The sequence below is a fragment of the Microbacterium sp. 22215 genome, assembly GCF_052045655.1.
Classification (GTDB): Bacteria; Actinomycetota; Actinomycetes; order Actinomycetales; family Microbacteriaceae; genus Microbacterium; species Microbacterium phyllosphaerae.
The window spans coordinates 1-19,962 of the sequence record NZ_JBQEPC010000004.1 but is presented as its reverse complement, the minus strand read 5'-3'; the positions used below and the strand labels follow the sequence as shown (position 1 = coordinate 19,962).

At 68.8% G+C, this 19,962-nt stretch carries 13 protein-coding genes; 5 read left to right on the top strand and 8 right to left on the bottom strand.

Annotated elements, in window-relative coordinates:
• Positions 1-7 precede the first annotated feature (7 nt).
• Genes ACTJKH_RS07930 through ACTJKH_RS07915 form a run of 4 tightly spaced genes read right to left on the bottom strand, consistent with a single transcriptional unit; the run spans position 8 to position 6,425 of the window.
• A complete protein-coding gene (locus ACTJKH_RS07930; RefSeq protein ID WP_440736454.1) occupies positions 8-3,298 on the bottom strand; it encodes a glycoside hydrolase domain-containing protein in 3,291 nt (1,096 codons plus the stop codon).
• On the bottom strand, positions 3,295-4,230 hold the full coding sequence (locus tag ACTJKH_RS07925) for a carbohydrate ABC transporter permease (RefSeq protein WP_440736453.1): 936 nt from the start codon (positions 4,228-4,230) through the stop codon (positions 3,295-3,297). Before ACTJKH_RS07925 ends, ACTJKH_RS07930 begins: the two co-directional genes overlap by 4 nt.
• Positions 4,227-5,171, bottom strand: a complete 945-nt coding sequence (locus ACTJKH_RS07920) for a carbohydrate ABC transporter permease (protein WP_440736452.1) — start codon at positions 5,169-5,171, stop codon at positions 4,227-4,229. The genes ACTJKH_RS07925 and ACTJKH_RS07920 overlap by 4 nt, the downstream gene beginning before the upstream one ends.
• A gap of 3 nt (positions 5,172-5,174) precedes the next feature.
• Positions 5,175-6,425: an ABC transporter substrate-binding protein gene (locus ACTJKH_RS07915; RefSeq protein ID WP_440736451.1), complete on the bottom strand. Its 1,251-nt coding sequence runs from the start codon at positions 6,423-6,425 to the stop codon at positions 5,175-5,177.
• Positions 6,426-6,687: 262 nt separating this feature from the next.
• Here ACTJKH_RS07915 and ACTJKH_RS07910 point away from each other — a divergent pair, with 262 nt between their 5' ends.
• Positions 6,688-7,998 (top strand): glycoside hydrolase 5 family protein, encoded by a 1,311-nt coding sequence (locus ACTJKH_RS07910; protein WP_440736450.1) that lies wholly within the window; start codon positions 6,688-6,690, stop codon positions 7,996-7,998.
• Between the two features lie 46 nt (positions 7,999-8,044).
• Here the strand turns inward: ACTJKH_RS07910 and ACTJKH_RS07905 are convergent, their stop codons facing one another.
• Entirely contained in the window at positions 8,045-9,076 is a 1,032-nt protein-coding gene (locus ACTJKH_RS07905) for a LacI family DNA-binding transcriptional regulator (protein WP_440736449.1), read from the bottom strand.
• Positions 9,077-9,239: 163 nt separating this feature from the next.
• Between ACTJKH_RS07905 and ACTJKH_RS07900 the strand changes: the two genes are divergently transcribed.
• Positions 9,240-12,233 (top strand): alpha-mannosidase, encoded by a 2,994-nt coding sequence (locus ACTJKH_RS07900; RefSeq protein ID WP_440736448.1) that lies wholly within the window; start codon positions 9,240-9,242, stop codon positions 12,231-12,233.
• A 46-nt stretch (positions 12,234-12,279) separates the two neighbouring features.
• On the opposite strand, the gene ACTJKH_RS07895 is transcribed toward ACTJKH_RS07900, so the two are convergent.
• From ACTJKH_RS07895 to ACTJKH_RS07885, 3 genes are read right to left on the bottom strand one after another with little or no spacing between them, the layout of a single operon-like run.
• Positions 12,280-13,842 (bottom strand): SLC13 family permease, encoded by a 1,563-nt coding sequence (locus ACTJKH_RS07895; protein ID WP_440736447.1) that lies wholly within the window; start codon positions 13,840-13,842, stop codon positions 12,280-12,282.
• Between the two features lie 32 nt (positions 13,843-13,874).
• A complete protein-coding gene (locus ACTJKH_RS07890; RefSeq protein WP_440736446.1) occupies positions 13,875-15,395 on the bottom strand; it encodes a leucyl aminopeptidase in 1,521 nt (506 codons plus the stop codon).
• Complete coding sequence (locus ACTJKH_RS07885) at positions 15,392-17,158, bottom strand: MFS transporter (protein ID WP_440736445.1); 1,767 nt, start codon at positions 17,156-17,158, stop codon at positions 15,392-15,394. Before ACTJKH_RS07885 ends, ACTJKH_RS07890 begins: the two co-directional genes overlap by 4 nt.
• A gap of 188 nt (positions 17,159-17,346) precedes the next feature.
• Between ACTJKH_RS07885 and ACTJKH_RS07880 the strand changes: the two genes are divergently transcribed.
• The 3 genes from ACTJKH_RS07880 (at position 17,347) to ACTJKH_RS07870 (ending at position 19,692) form a co-directional block, all read left to right on the top strand.
• The gene (locus ACTJKH_RS07880; protein WP_440736444.1) at positions 17,347-17,841 is read left to right on the top strand and encodes a hypothetical protein; all 495 of its coding nucleotides are present in this window, start codon (positions 17,347-17,349) and stop codon (positions 17,839-17,841) included.
• Between the two features lie 17 nt (positions 17,842-17,858).
• Positions 17,859-19,202 (top strand): threonine/serine ThrE exporter family protein, encoded by a 1,344-nt coding sequence (locus ACTJKH_RS07875; protein WP_440736443.1) that lies wholly within the window; start codon positions 17,859-17,861, stop codon positions 19,200-19,202.
• A 79-nt stretch (positions 19,203-19,281) separates the two neighbouring features.
• Positions 19,282-19,692, top strand: coding sequence for an MmcQ/YjbR family DNA-binding protein (locus ACTJKH_RS07870; protein WP_210096138.1), 411 nt, complete (start codon positions 19,282-19,284; stop codon positions 19,690-19,692).
• The last annotated feature ends 270 nt before the right edge of the window (positions 19,693-19,962 follow it).

Genomic DNA, 19,962 nt, shown 5'->3' with positions numbered 1-19,962 from the left:
GCGGCGATCACCCGAGGTCGAAGAGCTCGACCTGACGGATCGTGACCCCGGCCTCCGCCCGCACGCGGACAGCCGGGGTCACGACGCGTGACCGCAGCGTGAACGGCGTGGTGCGGTCGGCCGCGAGGTCGGTGTCGTGCGTGGTCGGCGCCGCGGTCCAGTCGCCCCGCTCGTCGATGACCTCCCAGCGCAGCGACGACGACGAGGTCGCAGCGACCATCGTCACGGTGAGGTCGCTGACGGCGCGAGGTGCGTCGAATCGCCATCCTGCCCAGTCGCCGGAGGCCAACACCGCTCCGCACGACCCGCTCGGGTCACCGTCGTCGAAGAGGCACCCCGCATCGACCGTCGACGATGATGCGATGGCGGCTCCGCGCTCGGCGGTCAGATCGCGGCGCCAGGCCTCGGCATCTCCCGAGGACTCGGCGGTCTCGAGAGCATCCGACGGGTCGGTGCCGAAGACCAGCTCGAGGTGCACGTCTCCGACGAGCGCATCGAGATGCAGCTCGGCCCGTGCGAGCTCGACGCCGTCGAGGCGGGCGCTCTGCAGCACGTGGGCCGACGGATCGCTGCGACGGGAGCGGATCCGCAGCGACGATCCGTCACCACGATCGACACGGATGTCGTCGATGAGCGGTGACCCGATCCGCAGCACGCCCGATGCGAGCTCCAGCGGGTAGAGGCCGAGGGCCGCCCACAGCCACCAGGCGCTCATCTCTCCGTTGTCCTCATCGCCGGGGAAGCCCTGCCCGATGTGAGCGCCCGCGAACAGACGGCCGGCCAACTCGTGCACGATCCCCGCTGCGCGCCACGGGCGGTCGCTGAACGCGTACATGAAGGGGATGTGATGGGCGGGCTGATTCGAGATCGCGCACATGCCCGAACGCAGTGACCTGGCCTCGCGCTGTTCGTGGATGACGGTCCCATACGACCCGCCGAACCGCTCGTCCGCGGTCTCGGGCTCGGCGAAGAGGGCATCGAGATGCCGTCCGAAGGCTTCAGGACCGCCGTGCAGCATCGCGAGCCCCACTCCGTCGTGCACCGCTCCCACCGACATGCCCCAGGCGTTGGTCTCGACGTTGTCGCCACCCCACTCGCGTGGGTCGAAGTCCGAGGCGAACGCGCCCGCGGCATCTCTGCCCCGCAGGAACCCCGAGTCCGCGTCGAAGAGCGTGCGGTACGCGAGCGCCCGGTTGGCGAAGTACCGTGCGAACGAGCGGTAGCGGGCGGCATCCTGTACGGAGTCGGAGTCGGAGTCGGAGTCGGAGTCCGAGTCGGAGTCCGAGTCCGCGGCGGCGGCGGCGAGCTGTCCGGCGAATCTGCTCAACGCGGCATCGCTCACTGCGTTCTCGAGGGTCCAGCTCATGCCCTCGGGCACGTCCGACGAGATGTAGCCGGTGAAGCGGCCGCGTCCGATGCCCTTGCGACCGCGCCGCGCGTCGGGGCCGGGCTCGCACGCGTTGCGCCACCCGCTCTCGAAGGCTTCCGCGCGGTCGAACTCCACGCCCCAGCGGGCGGCATCGGCGAAGATCTGATCGCTCGACGTGCCGACCATGCTGTCGACGTATCCGGGAGCGCTCCACCGCGCCATCCAGCCCCCGCGGCGGTACTGCTCGAGCTGCCCCTCGAGCAGTCGGCCGGTCAGAACAGGATCGAGCAGCGCGAGAGCGGGCCACTCCGTGCGATAGGTGTCCCAGTACCCGTTGTTGACGACGAGCTCGCCGTCGGCGATCGGCGCGCTGGTCGCGCGCTCGCCGAAGGGCGCTCGCGGGGAGAAGACATCGGCGAACCGGTGCATCGGAGCATCCGCGGTCCCCGCATTCTCGGCGGCGGTGTTCGGATACAGGTGCATCCGGTACAGCGCGGCGGCGATGCGATCACGGAGATCCCGGTCGGCCAGCCGACGGAAGGGCGCATCCGCCGCAGGGAGGTGCGGGATGCTGACGCGCCCCAGCACGCGGTTCCATGAGGCCGCGGATGCCGCTCGCAGTTCGTCGTACGTCACGTGGGCCGGCGCTTCGAGCATGAGACTGCGCCGGGCCTGCTCCAGCGACAGGAACGACACCGCCACGCGCACCTCGAGCGATCCGTCTCCGGCGACATAGCCCGCGACGCGGGCCCGGCCGTCGTCGTCGAGCGCACCGCGCGGACCCGACTCATCGGCGCTCTCGCCGCGCAGGACCACGCCGACGAAGTAGCAGCGGGGAGCATTGCCCCAATCCGCGGGACCCTCGGGTGTCCATCCCTCGAAGCCACCGTCATCCGTCCACTCCAGCCGTCCCTCGTCGGTCGGCTGGTCGATCACGAACCCGACCACGGCATCGGGGTCGTCGCCGTGCACCCGGAACGCGGCGGTGTGCGAGGTCGCCGTCATCGCTGCGCGCAGACCGCCGCCGAGATCGACCGCGTACTCGTGGGGGCGTGCGCGCTCAGAACCGGGGGTGATCCAGCGTCGGCGCTCGGAACGCACAGACGTCGGTCGTCCGTCGAACGGCATGAGCTGCAGGACCGAGCGGTCGCCGATCCAGGGGCTCGGCTGATGAGAGAACTGCAGCGCCTCCAGACGGCGACCCGGTGGATCGTCGTGGATGCTGGGGCGATACGGCCAGCGGGTGTCGGAGGCATCGGTCGACGGCGTGACGAACGTGAAGCCGTGCGGAACCGCGACTGCCGGGATCGTGTTGCCGCGGGAGAACCGGGAGCCGGAGTGGCTGCCGCGGCGGGTGTCGACCCGCTCGACGGGTGCGAGGTCGGCGGCGGAAGGCTCTGTGGCATCCTGCCGTTCGACGATGCACTGCACGAATCCCGTGACGCACGAGGGGAGATCGGCCTCATGCGTGAGGGACTCGGTGCCGAGGACGACCTCGACGGTGCCCGTGGCGTGTGTGTCCGGCGCCGGAGCCAACGGAGCCAGCGAGACCGTGTCGGCGTTCCACTGCTCGGGCATGCTCCAGCGCGCTGCGAACTGGGCGTCCGCGCCGAGGCTGAAGTCGTAGCGGTCGCGCACCGCGACGATCCCGCTCAGCCTCGACCCGTCCGACACCCGCACGTCGATCGTCACCGCCAGTGCGGCGTGCGGGGCCAGGGTCGCCTCGACGCCGTCGGCGTAGAAGGCCCAGTGCAGCACGGTCTGCGGGGTGATGTCGATGTCGGCGAGTCCCGGCATGTCGATACGCTGCGCGCCCGCCGAGGGATCGAACGAGAAGGCGAAGACGGGACCCGCGAGCACACCCGCTCGAGGGCGAGAGGACGGCGGATCGGCCGGCCCGTCAGCCGGTGTGAGATGTGCGGTGCTCACCCCTTGATCGCGCCCTCCTGCACGCCCTTGAAGAAGAACCGCTGCGTGAACGAGAACATGATGACGATCGGGACGAGGGCGATCATGGTACCCGCGGCGATCAGACGCGGATCGACCGAGAAGCTGCTGTTCAGGTAGGCCATGCCGACGGTCAACGTGTATTTCGACGGATCCGAGAGCACGATGAGCGGCCAGAGGTAGTCGTCCCACGCCCCGATGAAGGCGAAGATGGCGACCACCGAGACCATGCCTCGGATGTTGGGCCACACGATGTGACGGATGCGCTGCCAGGTCGTGGCTCCGTCGACGGTCGCGGCGTCGAGCACGTCCTTCGGGATCATGCGGCAGGCGGTGGCGACGAGCAGCACGTTCATGGCCCCGATGGCGCCGGGGAGGAACACGCCCCACAGGGTGTCGGCGAGTCCGAGTGCGCGGATCGTGAGGAAGTTGCTCGTCACGGTGACCTCGCCGGGGAAGAGGAGGGTCGAGAGCAGGATGGCCATCACGATCCACTTGCCACGGAAGCGCATGCATCCGAGCGCGTAGCCGGCGAACGTCGCGAGCACCACGTTGCTGACGACCGTGCCCACCGACACGAGCAGCGAATGCCAGGCGTAGAGGTAAACCGGCACGATGTCGGCGACGGTGGCGTAGTTCTGCAGCGTCGGCTCGCGCGGGATGAGGTTCGGGGGGAAGGAGTAGATGTTCTCCTGCGGACCCTTGAACGACGTCGAGAGCTGCCAGAGGAACGGACCGATCACGAGCACGAGCACGAGGAGCAGGAGCGCGTACCGCCCGATCAGGCCCCCGAGCGTCGGCTTGCTGAAGTCGCCTGAGCCGCGGCGGCGGAAGATGCGTTCGCGCGGGGCCGGAGCGGACTGCTCGTCGGGTCGCACGTCGTCGTCTGCTCGGGGCGGAGTGAGGATGCTCATGCGGAGACCTTCGCCTTCTTCTCGCGGTTCATGAACGCGATCGCGGCCAGCGGTACGAGGGTGAGGAGGAACAGGGCGACGCTGATCGCCGAGGCGTAGCCGATGTTCCCGTTGAGGCCGGAGCCGACCTGGCGGATCAGCATCACGAGCGACATGTCGTAGCCGCCCGGACCCCCGGTGCTCTTGGAGAGCACGTCGAGCTCGGCGAACACCCTCATCGCCGAGACGGCGATGAGCACTGCGATCAGGAGCATCGCCCCGCGCACCGACGGGATCGTCACCGAGAGGAAGCGACGGAAGGATCCTGCTCCGTCGAGCATCGCGGCCTCATGCAGCTCCTTGCCGACGTTACCGAGAGCGGCGAGGTAGACGACCATGTAGTAGCCGAGACCCTTCCACACCGTCAGCAGGATCGCGCAGCCGAGCAGCAGCCAGCGATCGACGAGGAAGGCCATCGGCTTGTCGACGATCCCGAGGAACTCGAGGGTCTGATTGATGATGCCGCGGCTGTCGAAGAGCCAGGTCCAGATGAGGGCGACCACGACGACGGACGCGATGACGGGGAAGTAGAAGGTGGTGCGGAAGAACGCGATGCCGGGGAGCTTCTTCTGCACGAGCAGTGCCAGCAGCAGCGGGAGGATCGTGAGGAGCGGCACGCAGACCAGCACGTAGATGATGCAGGTCGTGAGGGCGTTCCAGAACATCTCGTCGCCGAACATCCGCTCGTAGTTCGCCCCGCCGACGAACGCGGGAGTCCGCAGGGGGCGAGCATCGGTGAAGCTCAGGAAGACGGTGTTGAGGAACGGCCAGAGCGCGAACACCAGCACCCAGATGACGGCGGGGCCGAGGAGGAGCCACGGCGTGAACCATCGATGCGAGGTGATGGCCTTCCGTCCCGGTCGGCTCCCGCGTCGATTCCGGATGCTGATGTCCGCGCTCATGGCCTACTGGTCCACGCGGTTCGCGTTGGCGTACTCGACGATCTTGTCGAGCTGGTCCTGGGCGTCGGCCTCGCCGTTGACGGCGAGTGCGATCTGCTGGGTCATATACGTCGCCATGTCGGACGTCCACTGGAACGGGATCGCCTTGGCGTCCTCCATCGCGGTGAAGACGGTGTCGATCGCAGCGAGCTGCTTCTCATCGGTGATCGACGACGAGATGTTCTCGACCACGGCGTCGCCGCCGGCGGAGGTGCCGGGCGCCGTGCCGACCGCGAGCGACGAGAACGCGACCTGGTTCTCCTCGTTCGTGACGAACTCGGCGAAGGCGAGGGCTGCCTCCTTGTTGTCGGAGTCCGCCGACACGTTCAGCCCCTGCACGTAGAGCGGCGGGATGCCGAGTCGCTGCGTGGCGACCGTGCTCTCGAGCAGTGCGGGTGCGTCCTTGGCGAGGTCGGTCGTGAAGCCGGTGCCACCGGTCGTGAAGGCGACCTTCTCCTGGATGTACGCCTCGGCGTTTCCGCCGTAGTCGCCGGTCAGGGCCTCGGCGGGCATGGCTCCGGCCGCGTACGCGTCGGCGTACTTCTCGATGATCGCGGCAGCTTCGGGGGTGTTGAAGTCGAACTCCCCGTCGTCGTTGATGACCTCCATGCCCGCGGACGTGAAGGTGTCGAGTGCGGGGATCGAGGACAGCAGCTGCACCTTGCCGCCGGACTCGGTGGCGACGTCCTCGGCGAGCGTGAGCAGCTCATCGACCGTCGTGGGGAGGTTGTCCTCGGTGACGCCGAAGGGGGCGAGCTGTGCCAGGTTCCACCAGGAGGCGTCGCTGGAGAGATACCACGGCAGACCGTAGGTGCCTTCGGTGCCGGGATACTGGCTGTACGCATCCCACGCACCGGCGTTGTAGGCCGACTTCAGATCGGGGTCGGCCGTCTCGAGGTCGACGAGCTTGCCGGCGGCGACGAGCGGGTAGGCGATGTCCGGCGGCAGGTTGAGGACGTCGGGGAGGGTGTCGGCGTTCGCCTGGCTGAGGATCTTCTCCTGATAGCCGTCTCCGGGCTGGTCGAGCCACTCGACCGTGACCTCGGGGTTCTCCTTCTCGAACGCGTCGATGATGTCCTCGAAGTAGGGCGTGAACTTCTCGTTCTTCAGCGACCAGGTCTGGAACTGGATGGTTCCGCTCAGTTCACCGGATGTGTCGATCGGACCTGCGGCACCGGACCCGGTGCCGCCTCCGGTGCAGCCGGCGAGTGCCATGGCGCCGATCGTGAATGTTGCCAGAGCGACAATGCGTGCGGGAACTTTCATCGTGCTTCTTCCTCGAGGCGGGCGATTGGCGGTGTCCGCTCGGCGGACTACAGCGCTTTAGCAGATGAAACCATCCGATCATCCTGGTGTCAAGGCCACCGTTCTCGTTCATGCGGCGGATGGCGGAATCCCGGTAGGCGTGTTGGTGCTCAAGCGTTATAGTGATGCGATCACGCCCTCACCGAAGGGCCCGTCGGAAAGGTCCGGACACATGACGCAGCGCCGCGCTCTCGATGATCACCTGAGATTCGGGGCGAACTACACGCCGTCGAAGGACTGGATGCACTCGTGGCTCGACTTCACGCCCGATGACGTCCGGCGCGACTTCGCGGGACTCGCCGACCTCGGGCTCGATCACGTCCGGGTCTTCCCGCTGTGGACGGTGCTGCAGCCGAACCGCACGCTGATCCGGGCGAAGGCGGTCGACGACGTCCGTGCCATGGTCGACATCGGCGCGGAGTTCGGGCTCGATGTGAGCGTCGACGTGGTCCAGGGCCACCTGTCGAGCTTCGACTTCATGCCCTCGTGGCTCTACACCTGGCACGACCGCAACATGTTCACCGACCCGAAGGCGCTCAGCGGGCAGGTCGACCTCGTCGCGACGCTGGCCGGTGCGCTGGGCGACGCCCCGAACTTCCTCGGACTGACGCTCGGCAACGAGACGAACCAGTTCTCGGCGCACACGCACCCGTCTCCCTGGCCCGTCACGACCGACGAGGCCGGGCACTGGATCGAGTCGCTGCTCGCCGCGGCCGACGAAGCGGCGCCCGGGCTCCCGCACGTGCACAGCGAGTACGACGCCGTCTGGTACATGGACGGCCATGGCTTCACGCCTGCGCATGCGTCTCGCTTGGGCGCGATGACGACGATCCACTCCTGGATCTTCAACGGCACGGCGCAGCGGTACGGAGGCCGATCGGTCGCCTCGGACCGCCATGCCGAGTACCTCATCGAGCTCTCTCGCGCCTTCGCGACCGATCTCGACCGACCGGTGTGGCTGCAGGAGGTCGGGGCGCCCTCGAACTGCCTCGACGACGGCGAGATGCCGGGTTTCCTCGAGGCGACCCTGCGCTCGGCGCTGCGCACCGAGAACCTCTGGGGAGTGACCTGGTGGTGCTCCCACGATGTGAGCCGTGAACTCGCGGACTTCCCCGAGTTGGAGTACTCGCTGGGTCTGATCGATCAGAGCGGTGCGGCCAAGCCCATCGGGCGCCGATTCGCCGAGCTGATCCCCGAACTGCGCTCGCGCACCGCGGCGCCCGTGCGTGAGACGGCGATCGTGGTCGAGGTCGACGAGCGCGAGGTGCCGCTCAGCCGGGCCGCACTCAGCCCGGGCGGCGCGGTCTTCCAGGCATGGGTCGATGCGTGCACCGCAGGCCTCGACCCCGCGTTCGTGACCTCCCGCACAGCCGGTGACGCCACGGCGCTCGCCGCTCGCGGCATCCGTCAGCTGATCCGGCCCGATCTGTCGGGCAGTGCGGTCGACCCGTACGGTTCCGTCAACACCGTCGTCGCCGGATGAGCCGCGAGTCGGGTCGGTGACCGAGGTCGGCGACCGGATTCCGTCGTCAGGACCCTGATGCCGGCGGAGCCGTGCTCTCGCGCGCGGTGAGGGTCGGTGTCGGGCCCTGGGCGCTGGGCAGGTTCGCTCCGGCGATGATCTGCTCGAGCAGCAGGGTCGCCGCCTGCTCGCCGAGCTCGAAAGTGTCGCGGGTCATCGCGGTGATCGAGGGGTTGATCAGGCCGGCGATGACCGAGTCGTCGAACGATGCGATCGAGACGTCACGCGGCACCGCTCGTCCCATCTCCTGCGCGACCCTGAGGCCGGCGACGGCCATCACGTCGTTGTCGTAGACGATCGCGGTCGGTCGGAGGCGGCCCGAGAGCTGCGCCCGTGTCACGGACGACGCGCGTGCGGGGGAGAAGTCGGTCGTGATCACCTCGCCGAAGATGCCGTCGGACTCCATGCCGCGCAGGACCTCGGCACGCAGTCGCGTGTGCTCGAGCTCGGCCGGTCCGGCGACGTAGGCGATGCGCGTGTGCCCCAGGGCGGCGAGGTAGGAGAAGAGCGTCTCGGCGACCTCGTCGTCGGCGATCCAGACGCTCGGCACGGCGCCCTCGGGCGAGGGCTTCGAGCCGATCATCACGGCTCGGGCATCGAGGGCGGTGATCCGGTCACCGCGGGGGTCGTCGTCGCGGGGGTCGATGAGGATGATGCCGTCGACCTGATTCGACGAGCGCCACTGCCGATGCACCTCCATCTCCTCGGCGATGTCGGAGACCAGACGAAGCTGCAGGCTGACCTTGCTCGCAGAGAGGCGTGACTCAATCCCCGCGATGAGGTCGGTGAAGAACGCCTCGGATCCGAGCGAGCGGGCGGGGCGCGCGAGCGCGAAGCCGACGGTGTTCGCTCGGGCGCCGACCAGCGCGCGCGCCGCCGAACTCGGCTGCCACTGGTTCTCCTCGACGATCGAGAGGATCCGCTGGCGCGTCTCGTCGCTGACCCCTGGACGCCCGTTCAACGCGAACGACACGGCGCCGGGGGACACTCCGGCCATTCGCGCGATGTCCGCGATGGTCACGCGTTTGCCCGGGCTCATGCGCTTCACCCTACTTGATCGGTTTAGCCGCTCGAAAGCCGCAGAATGCCCTGCCGACATGGATACTAGATCGCTTTAGTAAATCAGATAGCATTGTCGGCAGCCGCCCTCGCCACGGGCGCGGTCACGCCCCCCCTCACTGTCGAGCCCGGAGAATCACACCATGCATGACGACACCTCGCTCACCGTCGGACGCGTCAAGCGCGTGCTCGACGAACGCATCCGCCCGGCGATCCACTCGGCATCCGTGCCACTGACCATCGAGGTGAACGAGCTCCCCGGAGAGCCGATCAGCCCGGTCGACGGGCTCGCCCTCGACTTCGCTCCTGCATCCGTCCCGAGCATGTGGGGACCCGCCTGGTCGACGACCTGGTTCAAGATCACCGGCAGCGTCCCTGCCGAGTGGGCCGGTCGCCGGGTCGAGGCCGTCATCGACCTCGGCTTCGACATCAACATGCCCGGATTCCAGTGCGAGGCGCTCGTCTACCGGGCGGACGGAAGCCCCGTCAAGAGCATCAACCCGCGCAACCAGTGGCTGCCGATCGTCGAGGCGGCGCACGGCGAAGAGCCCGTCGAGCTCTATCTCGAGGCCGCCGCCAACCCGGTGCTCCTCGACTACCACCCCTTCCTGCCGACGCAGGAGGGGGAAATCCGCACCTCGTCGCCCGAGCCCCTGTACCGCACCCGTCGCATCGACCTCGCCGTCTTCGAGCAGGAGGTGTTCGAGCTGTCCCTCGACCTCGAGGTGCTGTTCGAGCTGCAGGCCGAGCTGCCCGCGACCTCCCCCCGCCGCATGCAGATCCTCCAGGCGATGGACGACGCGCTCGACGTGCTCGACCTGCAGCGAATCGTGCAGACGGCGCCCGAGGCGCGGGCCCGCCTCGCGCCCGCACTCGCCGCCCCCGCCGAGGCGAGCGCCCACCGCATCTCGGCCGTCGGGCACGCTCACATCGACTCGGCCTGGCTGTGGCCGGTGCGCGAGACGATCCGCAAGGTCGCCCGCACGACGTCGTCGATGGCGACGCTGATCGAGGAGCAGCCGGACTTCCTCTACGGCATGTCCAGTGCACAGCAGTACGCGTGGATCAAAGAGCACCGACCCGAGGTGTGGGAGCGGGTGAAGGCGGCCGTCGCGGCAGGGCGCTTCCTGCCGCTGGGCGGTATGTGGGTCGAGTCCGACACCGTGATGCCGACGGGGGAGTCGCTCGTACGGCAGTTCTCGTATGGCCAGCGGTTCTTCGAGCGCGAGTTCGGCATCCGTTCGAAGGGCGTGTGGCTGCCCGACAGCTTCGGCTACTCGCCGGCACTGCCGCAGCTCATGCGCCGGGCCGGATTCGAGTGGTTCTTCACGCAGAAGATCTCGTGGAACCAGCAGAACGTCTTCCCGCACCACAGCTTCCTCTGGGAGGGAATCGACGGGTCGCAGGTGTTCACGCACTTCCCCTCGATGGACACGTACAACTCGCAGCTCAGCGGAATGGAGGTCGCGAAGGCCTCGCGCCAGTTCAAGGAGAACCGCGTCAGCTCGCGGTCGATCGCGCCGGTCGGCTGGGGCGACGGCGGCGGCGGCACGACGCGCGAGATGACCGGCAAGGCGACCCGACTGCAGAATCTCGAGGGAAGCGCGCGCGTCGAGTGGGAGCATCCTGATGTCTTCTTCGACGCCGCTCGCGCCGAGATCCCGAACCCCGCCGTCTGGGTCGGCGAGCTGTATCTCGAGCTGCACCGTGGAACACTCACCAGCCAGCATGCGACCAAGGCGCTGCACCGCTGGGCCGAGCATGCGCTCGTCGAGGCGGAACTGTGGGCGGCGACGGATGCCGTGCGCACCGGCGCCGAGTATCCGAAGGCCGAGATCGACCGGCTGTGGGAGACCGTGCTGCTGCACGAGTTCCACGACATCCTCCCCGGTACGTCCATAGCGTGGGTGCATCGTGAGGCGGCCGAGGTCCTCTCGGGCGCGGTCTCCGATGCGCAGGCGCTCGCGGATGCCGCCCGCCGCTCCCTCGCCGGCGAGGGCGAGCGTGAGCTGCGATTCGTGCCGAGCTCCGTCGATGCAGGGCGCGCGCTGGGCGCCGCCTTCGCCGAGGCTCCGACCGCGGCATCCGTCTCGCTCACCGAGGAGGACGGCGGATGGCGCCTCGAGAACGAGCTCGTCTCGGTCCTCGTGTCGGCGAACGGTCTCATCGTCTCAGCGGTCGACAGGGCATCCGGTCGCGAAGCCGTGGCTGAGGGACGCGCCGCGAACCTGTTCCAGCTGCACCAGGACTTCCCGAACATGTGGGACGCGTGGGACATCGACAAGTACTACCGCAACAGCGTCGACGACCTCACCGAGGTGGCGACGATCGCGGCGTCCGTCATCGACGGCTCAGCGGTCGTGACCGTCACACGGGCGTTCTCGGAGTCGACGATCGAGCAGACGATCGTGCTCGCGCCCGGCTCGCGCTCGGTCGCACTGCGCAACGACATCGACTGGCACGAGACCGAGAAGCTGCTGAAGCTCGCCTTCCCGCTCGACATCCAGGCGGCGCACACCGAGGCGGAGACGCAGTTCGGATACCAGTCGCGCGTCACGCACACGAACACGAGCTGGGAGGCGGCGAAGTTCGAGACCTCGATGCACCGGTTCGTTCTCGTGCGCGAGCAGGACTTCGGCGTCGCGCTCGTGAACGACTCGATCTACGGATACGACACGTCGCGGGAGGTGTCGGACGACGCGGTGGCCACGACCGTCCGCCTCTCGCTGCTGCGTGCCCCGCGCTTCCCCGACCCCGACACCGATCATGGTCACCACGTGATCGAGGTCGGCTTCGTGATCGGAGCGGATGCCGCGATCGCGACGGCCGAGGGCATCGCGCTCAACAGCCCCGCGACGCTGGTGCACGGTGCGCGCGAGGTGGAGCCGCTGGTCTCCGTCCAGGGCGAGGGCATCGTCGTGTCGGGCCTGAAGCTCGCGGATGACGGGTCGGGCGATGTGATCGTGCGCCTGTACGAGGCGCTCGGACGCCGCACGACCGGGTCGATCAGCGCGAGGTTCGAGCACCGGGAGATCCGCGAGGTGTCGCTCATCGAGGATGCGATCGACGACGCGCGTATCGGCGGCGAGCTGCGGCTGCGCCCGTTCGAGGTGCGGACGCTGCGCATCGCGCGCTGAGACGGAGCTGTTCTGACCCCCGCGTGCCCTGCGAGGCCGCGCGAGATCAGAACGGCCAGATGAGCGGCACGAGCCACGTCGCGACGAGGAGGAAGAGCGCGGCGAGGGGAAGGCCGAGCTTCCAGTAGTCGCCGAAGCGATAGTCGCCCGGTTCCATCACCATCAGGTTCGCCGGAGTGGCGACAGGGGTGAGGAACGACGCGGCGCCCGCGACGGCGAGCGCCATCATGAACGGCTGCACGGAGGTGCCGAGGCTCACGGCGACGGACACCGCGATCGGCGCCATGATGAGCACGGTGGCGGTGTTGCTCACCATCTGGCCGAGCAGGATTGTGAGCAGACAGATCGTCAGAAGCGCGATGTGGGGTCCGAACCCGCCGACGAAGCCGAGCAGCCAGTCGGCCACGATGTCGGCGGTCCCGGTCGTGGTGAAGGCGGTCGAGAGCGGGATCATGCCGGCGATCAGCACGACCGTCGTCCACGACACGGAGCGGTAGGCCTGGGCGACCGACACCGTGCGGGTGACGACGAGTGCTGCGGCGGCGATCAGGGCGGCCACGGCTGCGGGGACGGCTCCGGTCGCGAGAAGCACCACCATCACGGCGAGGATCACGACCGCGCGCACCCACCCGCGACCGAGAGGGACCCCTCGCCGGAGATCCTCGGTGGAATCGACGGCCAGCACATCGCGCCCGATCGTATGGCGGGCGAGATCCTCCCAGGCGCCCTGGAGCAGCAGCGCATCGCCGGCCCGCAGTGTCACGTCCGCGCCGTCGAGATGATCCTCGCCGCGGCGGGCGCCGAGGATCACGAGGTCGCCGCTGGGCGTGGTCATCCCGGCGAAGACGTGCAGTCCGATCAGCGCGGAGCGCGGCGGCACGACCACCTCGGTGATGCCGCGTCCGGCTCCGAGAAGCGATCCTGTGTCGGCGGTCACCCCGTACTGGGAGCGCAGGGCGCTCGCGAGCAGGCGCAGATCAGGAGGCATGGTGGTCGCCGAGCGATGCGGCAGCAGGGTCTTTCCGAGCACGAGCATGGTGAGCACGGTGCCCACGACGAGCGGGATCCCGACGAGTCCGAACTCGAAGAAGCCGAAGGCGCGGCCTCCGTTCTCCGCGGCGAGATCCGACACGATGATGTTCACCGGAGTGCCCGTGAGGGCGAGCATCGACCCCGCGTGTGCGGCGAAAGCGAGCGGTAGAAGTAGCTGCGACGAGGCGATCCCGGCGCGGGCCGCGACGACCACGACGAGCGGGAGCAGCGCGGCCACTGCGCCGTTCACGCTGATCAGAGCGGTGAGCACCGCGACGAGCAGGCAGACGACGATGAGCAGCAGCGTCCGACGCCTGCCGGCGTGTGCGATGACCTTCTGACCGGCCCACGCGGTGACCCCCGTCGAGTCGAGGGAGTCGCTGACGATGAACAGCGACGCGATGAAGATGACCGTCGGGTCGCCGAAGCCGGCGAGGGACTCCGGGAGCGTCAGCACCCCGGTGAAGTACAGCGCGAGTGAGACGCCGATGGCGACGACGCCCAGCGGGATGCGGTTGCTGATGAAGGCGACCACGGCGAGAGCCAGGATGCCGAGTGTCGCGACGACGGGGTCCACTCGCGCCCCCTAACGGCCGTCGCGGGCTGCGATCACGAATCACTCCGGAAACCGGCGGCGACCTCGAGCAGGAGGCGCGCCCCGAATCCGGTCGCCCCCTTCGATCGCCACGCGTCGTCGCCGTCGGACTGCATGGTGCCGGCGATGTCGATGTGCACCCAGGGGGTGTCGTCGACGAAATGCTCGAGGAACAGTGCCGCGGTGGTCGCGCCCGCGTAGGGACCGCCGAGGTTCGAGATGTCGGCGATGTCGGAGTCGAGCTGCGTGCGGTATTTCGGCTCGAGCGGCATGCGCCACACGGGTTCGCCGGTCGATGCGGATGCCGCGAGCACCGCCTCGGCGAGGGCGTCGTCATTCGCGAACACCGGGGCGGTGGCGGGGCCGAGCGCCGCCAGCGCGGCACCGGTGAGCGTCGCGATGTCCACGATCGCGTCCACGCCCTCCTCATTCGCGAGCACGAAGGCATCCGCCATCACGAGGCGTCCCTCAGCGTCGGTGTTCTTCACCTCGATCGTCGTCCCGCCGCGCGCGGTGAGCACGTCGCCGAGTTTGTAGGACGTGCCGGAGGGCATGTTGTCGGTGCACATCAGCCACCCCGTGACCTCCGCATCCGCTCCCGTGTGCCGGAATCCGGTGAACGCGCCGAGAACGGCGGCTGCGCCGCCCATGTCCATCTTCATGAGCAGGTGCATGGGATCGGAGGGCTTGAGGCTGATCCCTCCGGAGTCGTACATGATCCCCTTGCCGATGAGTCCGAGATGCCCGCTCGCGGGGCTCTCGGGGGAGTAGTGCAGCTTGATCATGCGAGGTTCCTCGACGCTGCCCTGGTTGACGCCGAGGAGCCCGCCGCAGCCGAGCTCTATCAGCGCCGCCTTGTCGAAGAGCTCCACGTCGAAGCCGAACCGTTCGCCGAGCTGCACCGCGATGTCGCCCATGTCTGCGGCGGTGAGGTGGCCGGGCGGGGTGCTCGCCAGGTCTCGGGCGATCGCCGCGGCCCTGACGGTGATCGCGGCGTCCTCGACCGCTCTGCCGTCGTGATCGGAAGGCGTGCCGTCGATCAGGACCGACACGGCGGTCAGCGGTGCGTCCTTCGGTGTCGACTTCAACGGTGTGTACCGGTAGCGCGCGAGCAGCATCCCCTCGTACGCCGCCCTGATGGAGTCCGCATCGATGGGACGTTCGACGGAGGGCAGGACGAATCGGATGGATCCGCGTCTCGCGCTCGCTCGGGCGAACGCGGCGCCCGCGTCGCGCAGGAGCCCCGGCGTGACACGCTCGGTCTCGCCCAGGCCCACGACGATGAGATCGGGGCCCTCGGGCTGAGGCAGCACGAGCGACTCGCCCACCTTCGACTCGAACCCGGCTCGGCTGAGCGCGGCCCGCGACAGGCCGAGCTGCGGCGGCACGGCGGTGTCGGAGAAGACCCCGTAGCCGATGGCCTCGACATCGGCATCGGCATCGACATCGCCTCCGATCCTCACGCTCTCGAGGGCGGTGAGACTCGGCAGGGTCGGGAAGTCGGCCGGGATGAGCTTGTTCGGACTGCGTGTCATGGCGCGGGCCTTCCGTGAGCGTCGGTGGGGTCGTCGGGCGAGGCGGCCGGGTTGAGAGGCACGCTCTCGTCGATCAGATCGTTGTCATCCGGTTCGAGTCGCGCCGGGAGCTCGCCCGCGATGAGTCCCGGCATCCGTGTGGCGGGGACGATCGCGAGAAGCGCGAGCCCGGCGAGCGCGAGCAGCGACAGCTGGAGAGCGCGCAGGCGGGCCGCCTCGTTGATCTCCATCGCGGCGGCGGCCTCGGCCTCGGTGGCGGTCGTGCCTGCGAGGACCTCTTCGAGCTGGCCGTTGGTCAGGAAGTCGGCGTTGTCGATGTTCACCTCGCTGATCAGCTCTGCCGAGATCTCGGGGTGCTCGTCGGCGGCGGTCGCCACGGACGAGGCGAGCAGGGCCACGGCGAACGCGCTGGCGACCGCAATGCCCACCGATCCGGACAGGTTGTGCACGAGTCCCCGCCACGCCCCCACATCGCCGGCGAGTTCTTTCGGGGCCGAGGAGAGGAGCGTGTTGAACACCAGTGCGACGATCGATCCCTGGCCGAGGCCGAGCAGCACCAGCCCGATCACGATGAAGACCTGGCTCCAGGATCCGCCGACGGTGAAGGCGATGAGGGTCAGTGCGGCGGCGACGACCACGAATCCGACCGCTCCGAGCACTCTCGGGGGGAAAGACTTGTAGAGGTAGGCGACGAACGTGGAGGCGAGGAAGATCGAGATCGTGTACGGGATGATCGAGAACGACGTCTGGATGCCTGTCAGCCCCTGCACCACCTGCATGTAGAGCGGGATGAGGAAGTTCGCGGCGGTGCCGACGAAAAGCATGATGCCCATGCAGGCGGTGATGGCGAGCTCGGTGCCGCTCGCGAGCACCCGCAGGTCGAAGATGCGGGCCTGCTTCTGCTTCTGGCGGGAACGGATCCAGACGAAGAACAGCTGACCGACGATGAGCCCGGCGATGATCAGAAGGGGAGCGGGCGAGACGCCGAGCACCGAGAACGGGGCCTGTTCGCCGGCCTCCCAGATGCCCCACGAGTTGAGCCCCGAGAAGCCGAAGCTCAGCAGGATGATCGCGGTGGCGGCGATGAAGGCACCTGCCCAGTCGATCGAGATGTTCTTCTGCGCGGGGACCTTCGGCACCCGGAAGCTGAGCAGGAGGTTGAAAGCGCCCAGGGCGACCATGAGGGCGAACGACCAGCGCCATCCGATCGTCTCGGCGAACCACCCGGCGAGGAGGAGGGCGAGGATGCCGGCGAGCGGGATCGCCGCTGCGAGCAGGCCGATCGCCTTCGCCTGTCGGTCCCCCTGGTAGTTGGATGCGATGAACACGGTGAGGGCGGGGGCGATGAGGGCGATCACCGCGCCGGAGGATGCCTGGGCGACGAACAGCATCACGGGGCTGAGGGACAGTGCGACTCCTGCCATGGCGGCGGCGTGCACGGCGACGGCGATCTGGAACACCCCTCTCGTGCCGAAGCGCGCACCGACCTTGGCTCCGAGGAGGATGAACGCCGCCATCGCGAACGTCCCGGCGGTGATGGCCGTGCCCACGGAGGTGGCGGGGGTGTCGAGGTCGGTCGTGATGCCGGCCATCGACACGGTGAGGGCGTTGACGGCGAATGACGCCTGCACCTGAGTGAGCACGACGACGATCAGCGGCAGCCAGGAGCTCTTCGTCGAGACGGATGGTGCGGTACTCATCATGCGGTCCTCTCCGGTCGTGCTCGGCGGATGGGCCGGGGGAACCCAGCGGTCCGCGGTCATCAGGTGCTCCTTCGCACGCGATGCGCTCAAGATAGTCCCTCCCGGGCGTCCGCGGATAGATGCTCCTTCGACGGGATTCCGGGTCGGAACTCCACGACGCAAGTACCCCTGGCGGAGGGGGCGCCGCGGCTGCATACTCGGTTGCACGACCGGCGATGGGGAGCCTCGACCGAAGGAGTGCGAGCGACATGGAGCAGTACCTGTGGGTTCTGAAGGACAAGGAGCGTGACCTCATCCGCGAGCTCGAGCCGGATCGCCTGGCAGAGCTCGATGAGGACGGCCTGCTGGCTCTGCACAGACGGATCCGAAGGGCGCGGAACAAGCACACGACGAACTACCGGCGCGGCGCCGCCGAGCGGGTCGAGCAGGCAGGCGGCCGCGGTGCTGCGGCCGCAGGGTCTGACAAGGCCAGGGGGCGCGCGTATGTGTTCGAGGAGGCGCTGTCTCTGATCAGCGCGGAGCTCGCTCGCGTGGCGCACGAAGAGGCGGAGGCGCTCAAGGACGAGCGGCTGGTTCGCGCACGTGAGGGCAGGTGGAGCGGACCCGGCTCGGATGCACCGCTCGACGACGGGGGGTCGGCAGGTCGCATGCGGGAGCACCAGCAGACGACCGGAGGCGTCAAGCGCGACGCCTCCAGCCGCGCACAGGGCGCGCGCCGGCAGGCCAGACGAGACTCGCGCTGACCGGCTGACGCTCCCCGATGGATCTCTCCTCGGGTGTCGCCGCCGCTGTTCTCGCGGCCGCCGCGGTGCTTCTGCTGCTGATGCGGCGCAGACCCGAGCGTCCTGTGAGGTCGGGGTACGCGGCGACCTCACCGGTCGGCAGCGACGTCGACACGCTCGATGCGATGGTCGCCCTCGGCGAGGCGATGAGCGACGCGAACTACACGGTCAACACCGTGCGCGAGACGCTCGACCGGGTCGCACGGCATCAGGGCTTGGGAAGCGCCGAGGTGATCGTGCTTCCGACGGCGATCATCGTCTCATCCCGCGTGCGGGGCCAGGTGCTGACCAGGGCGGTGAGCACCGGGTTCCGCCCGCTGACCTTCCAGCAGGTGGACGCCGTCGACCGCATCGCCCGATCGGCCCGCGAGGGCGCCCTCACCACCACCCAGGTGACGACCATGGTGCGGCTGATGCGCGACGATCGGCAGCCGTTCCGGGCCTACCAGCGTGTCGCGGCCTACGCCGTGGCATCCGGCTCGCTGTCGGTGCTCCTCGGGGCGGCGTTGTCGGGCGTCGCCGTCGCCCTGATCCTCGGACTGTTCGTCGGAGTCCTGCTGGGCGTGAGCCAGAGACTGCCGGATCGCACACGCCCCCTCATCACCTTCGGCTCGGCCTTCGTAGTCTCGGTGACGGTGTTCTGGCTGCTGAACGTCGCCGCCGTCGATGCCGGGGCGCTCCCGTCGCTGGTCGCCCCGCTCGTCATCTTCCTCCCCGGCGCCATGCTCACCACCTCTGTCGTCGAACTCACCACGGGGCAGATCGTCTCGGGCGGAGCGCGCCTCGCCGCGGGTTTCATGCAGCTGATCCTCCTCGCTCTCGGGATCGTGGCGGCGGGCACGCTGGTGGGGGTGCCCGCGATCGCGCTCGGGCCCGCCCAGCAGCCGCTCGGCGCCGTCGCACCGTGGATCGCCGTGGGGGTGTTCGGCATCAGCATCGGCATCCATCAGCGCGCAGCGCCCTACGCGCTGCCGTGGATCACCGCGCTGCTGTACGTCGCGTACAGCGTGCAGGTGCTGGCCGAGCCGCTCGTCGGGGCCGTCATCGCGGCGTTCGTGGCGGCGGTCGTGATGACCCCGGTCGCCGCGCACATCGCGCGACACGGCGGGCCTCCCGCGATCGTCCCGTTCCGGCCCGCGTTCTGGCTGCTCGTTCCCGGAGCGCTCGGGCTCGTCGGGGTCACGACCCTGTTCGACACAGGAACCGGCAGTCTCAACACCATCGTGGCGACGGTGGCGACCATGGTCGCCGTGGCGCTCGGCATCCTGGCGGGCAGCATCGTGCCCCGGCGTCGCTCCGTGACCTCGCTGCCGATCTTCTGAACCCTGGGGTGTCCTCTCTGAGGTGTCGCCGCGAGGCAGGCCATTGTGGCGGTCGGCATGCAGGGAGGACGATAGGCGGATGGTGACCCTCGACGATGTCCGCGAGATCGCGCTCGCGCTCCCGGGCGTGACCGAGCGCCCCGGTGGACACACGGGCGAGCCGTCGTGGCGCCTGCCGAGCGGGCAGATCGCGTGGATCCGTGGGCCCAGCAAGGTCGATCTCCGCCAGCTCGCCGACCTGGGACTCGAGTGGCCCGAAGGGCCGGTGCTCGGTGTGCGGGTGGCGAGCCTCGAAGAGAAGGCCGCGCTGCTCGCGGCGGAGCCCGACGGGTTGTTCTCCATCCCGCACTTCGACGGGTATCCGGGGCTGCTCGTGCAGCTCGACACGGTCGAGAGGGATCGGCTCGCCGAGATCATCGCGGATGCCTGGCTGGTACGCGCGCCCGTGCTCGTCGCGAAGCAGTGGCTCGCGGAGCGCGGGCTGGACTGATCGGGATCGTCTGCGTACTCGGTCAGGGGTGCAGCTCAGCGCTGAAGCTCTGCATCGCCGTGATGCTGTCGTGGCGCGGTTGTTGCCGTCGTGACGCTGTCTTTATGCCGCTGTGACGCCGTCTTGACGCCGTCCGGCAGGGAGAGCCGGCGGTGTGTTCGATTCGGGTGTGAGTGTGGTTCGCGGCGGTTGTTGCCAGCATTCCGGAAGGCTGGGATACGTGCTCTGATCTGGGGTAAATCGGGGTGGTTTCGGGGCTCGAATGTCGGT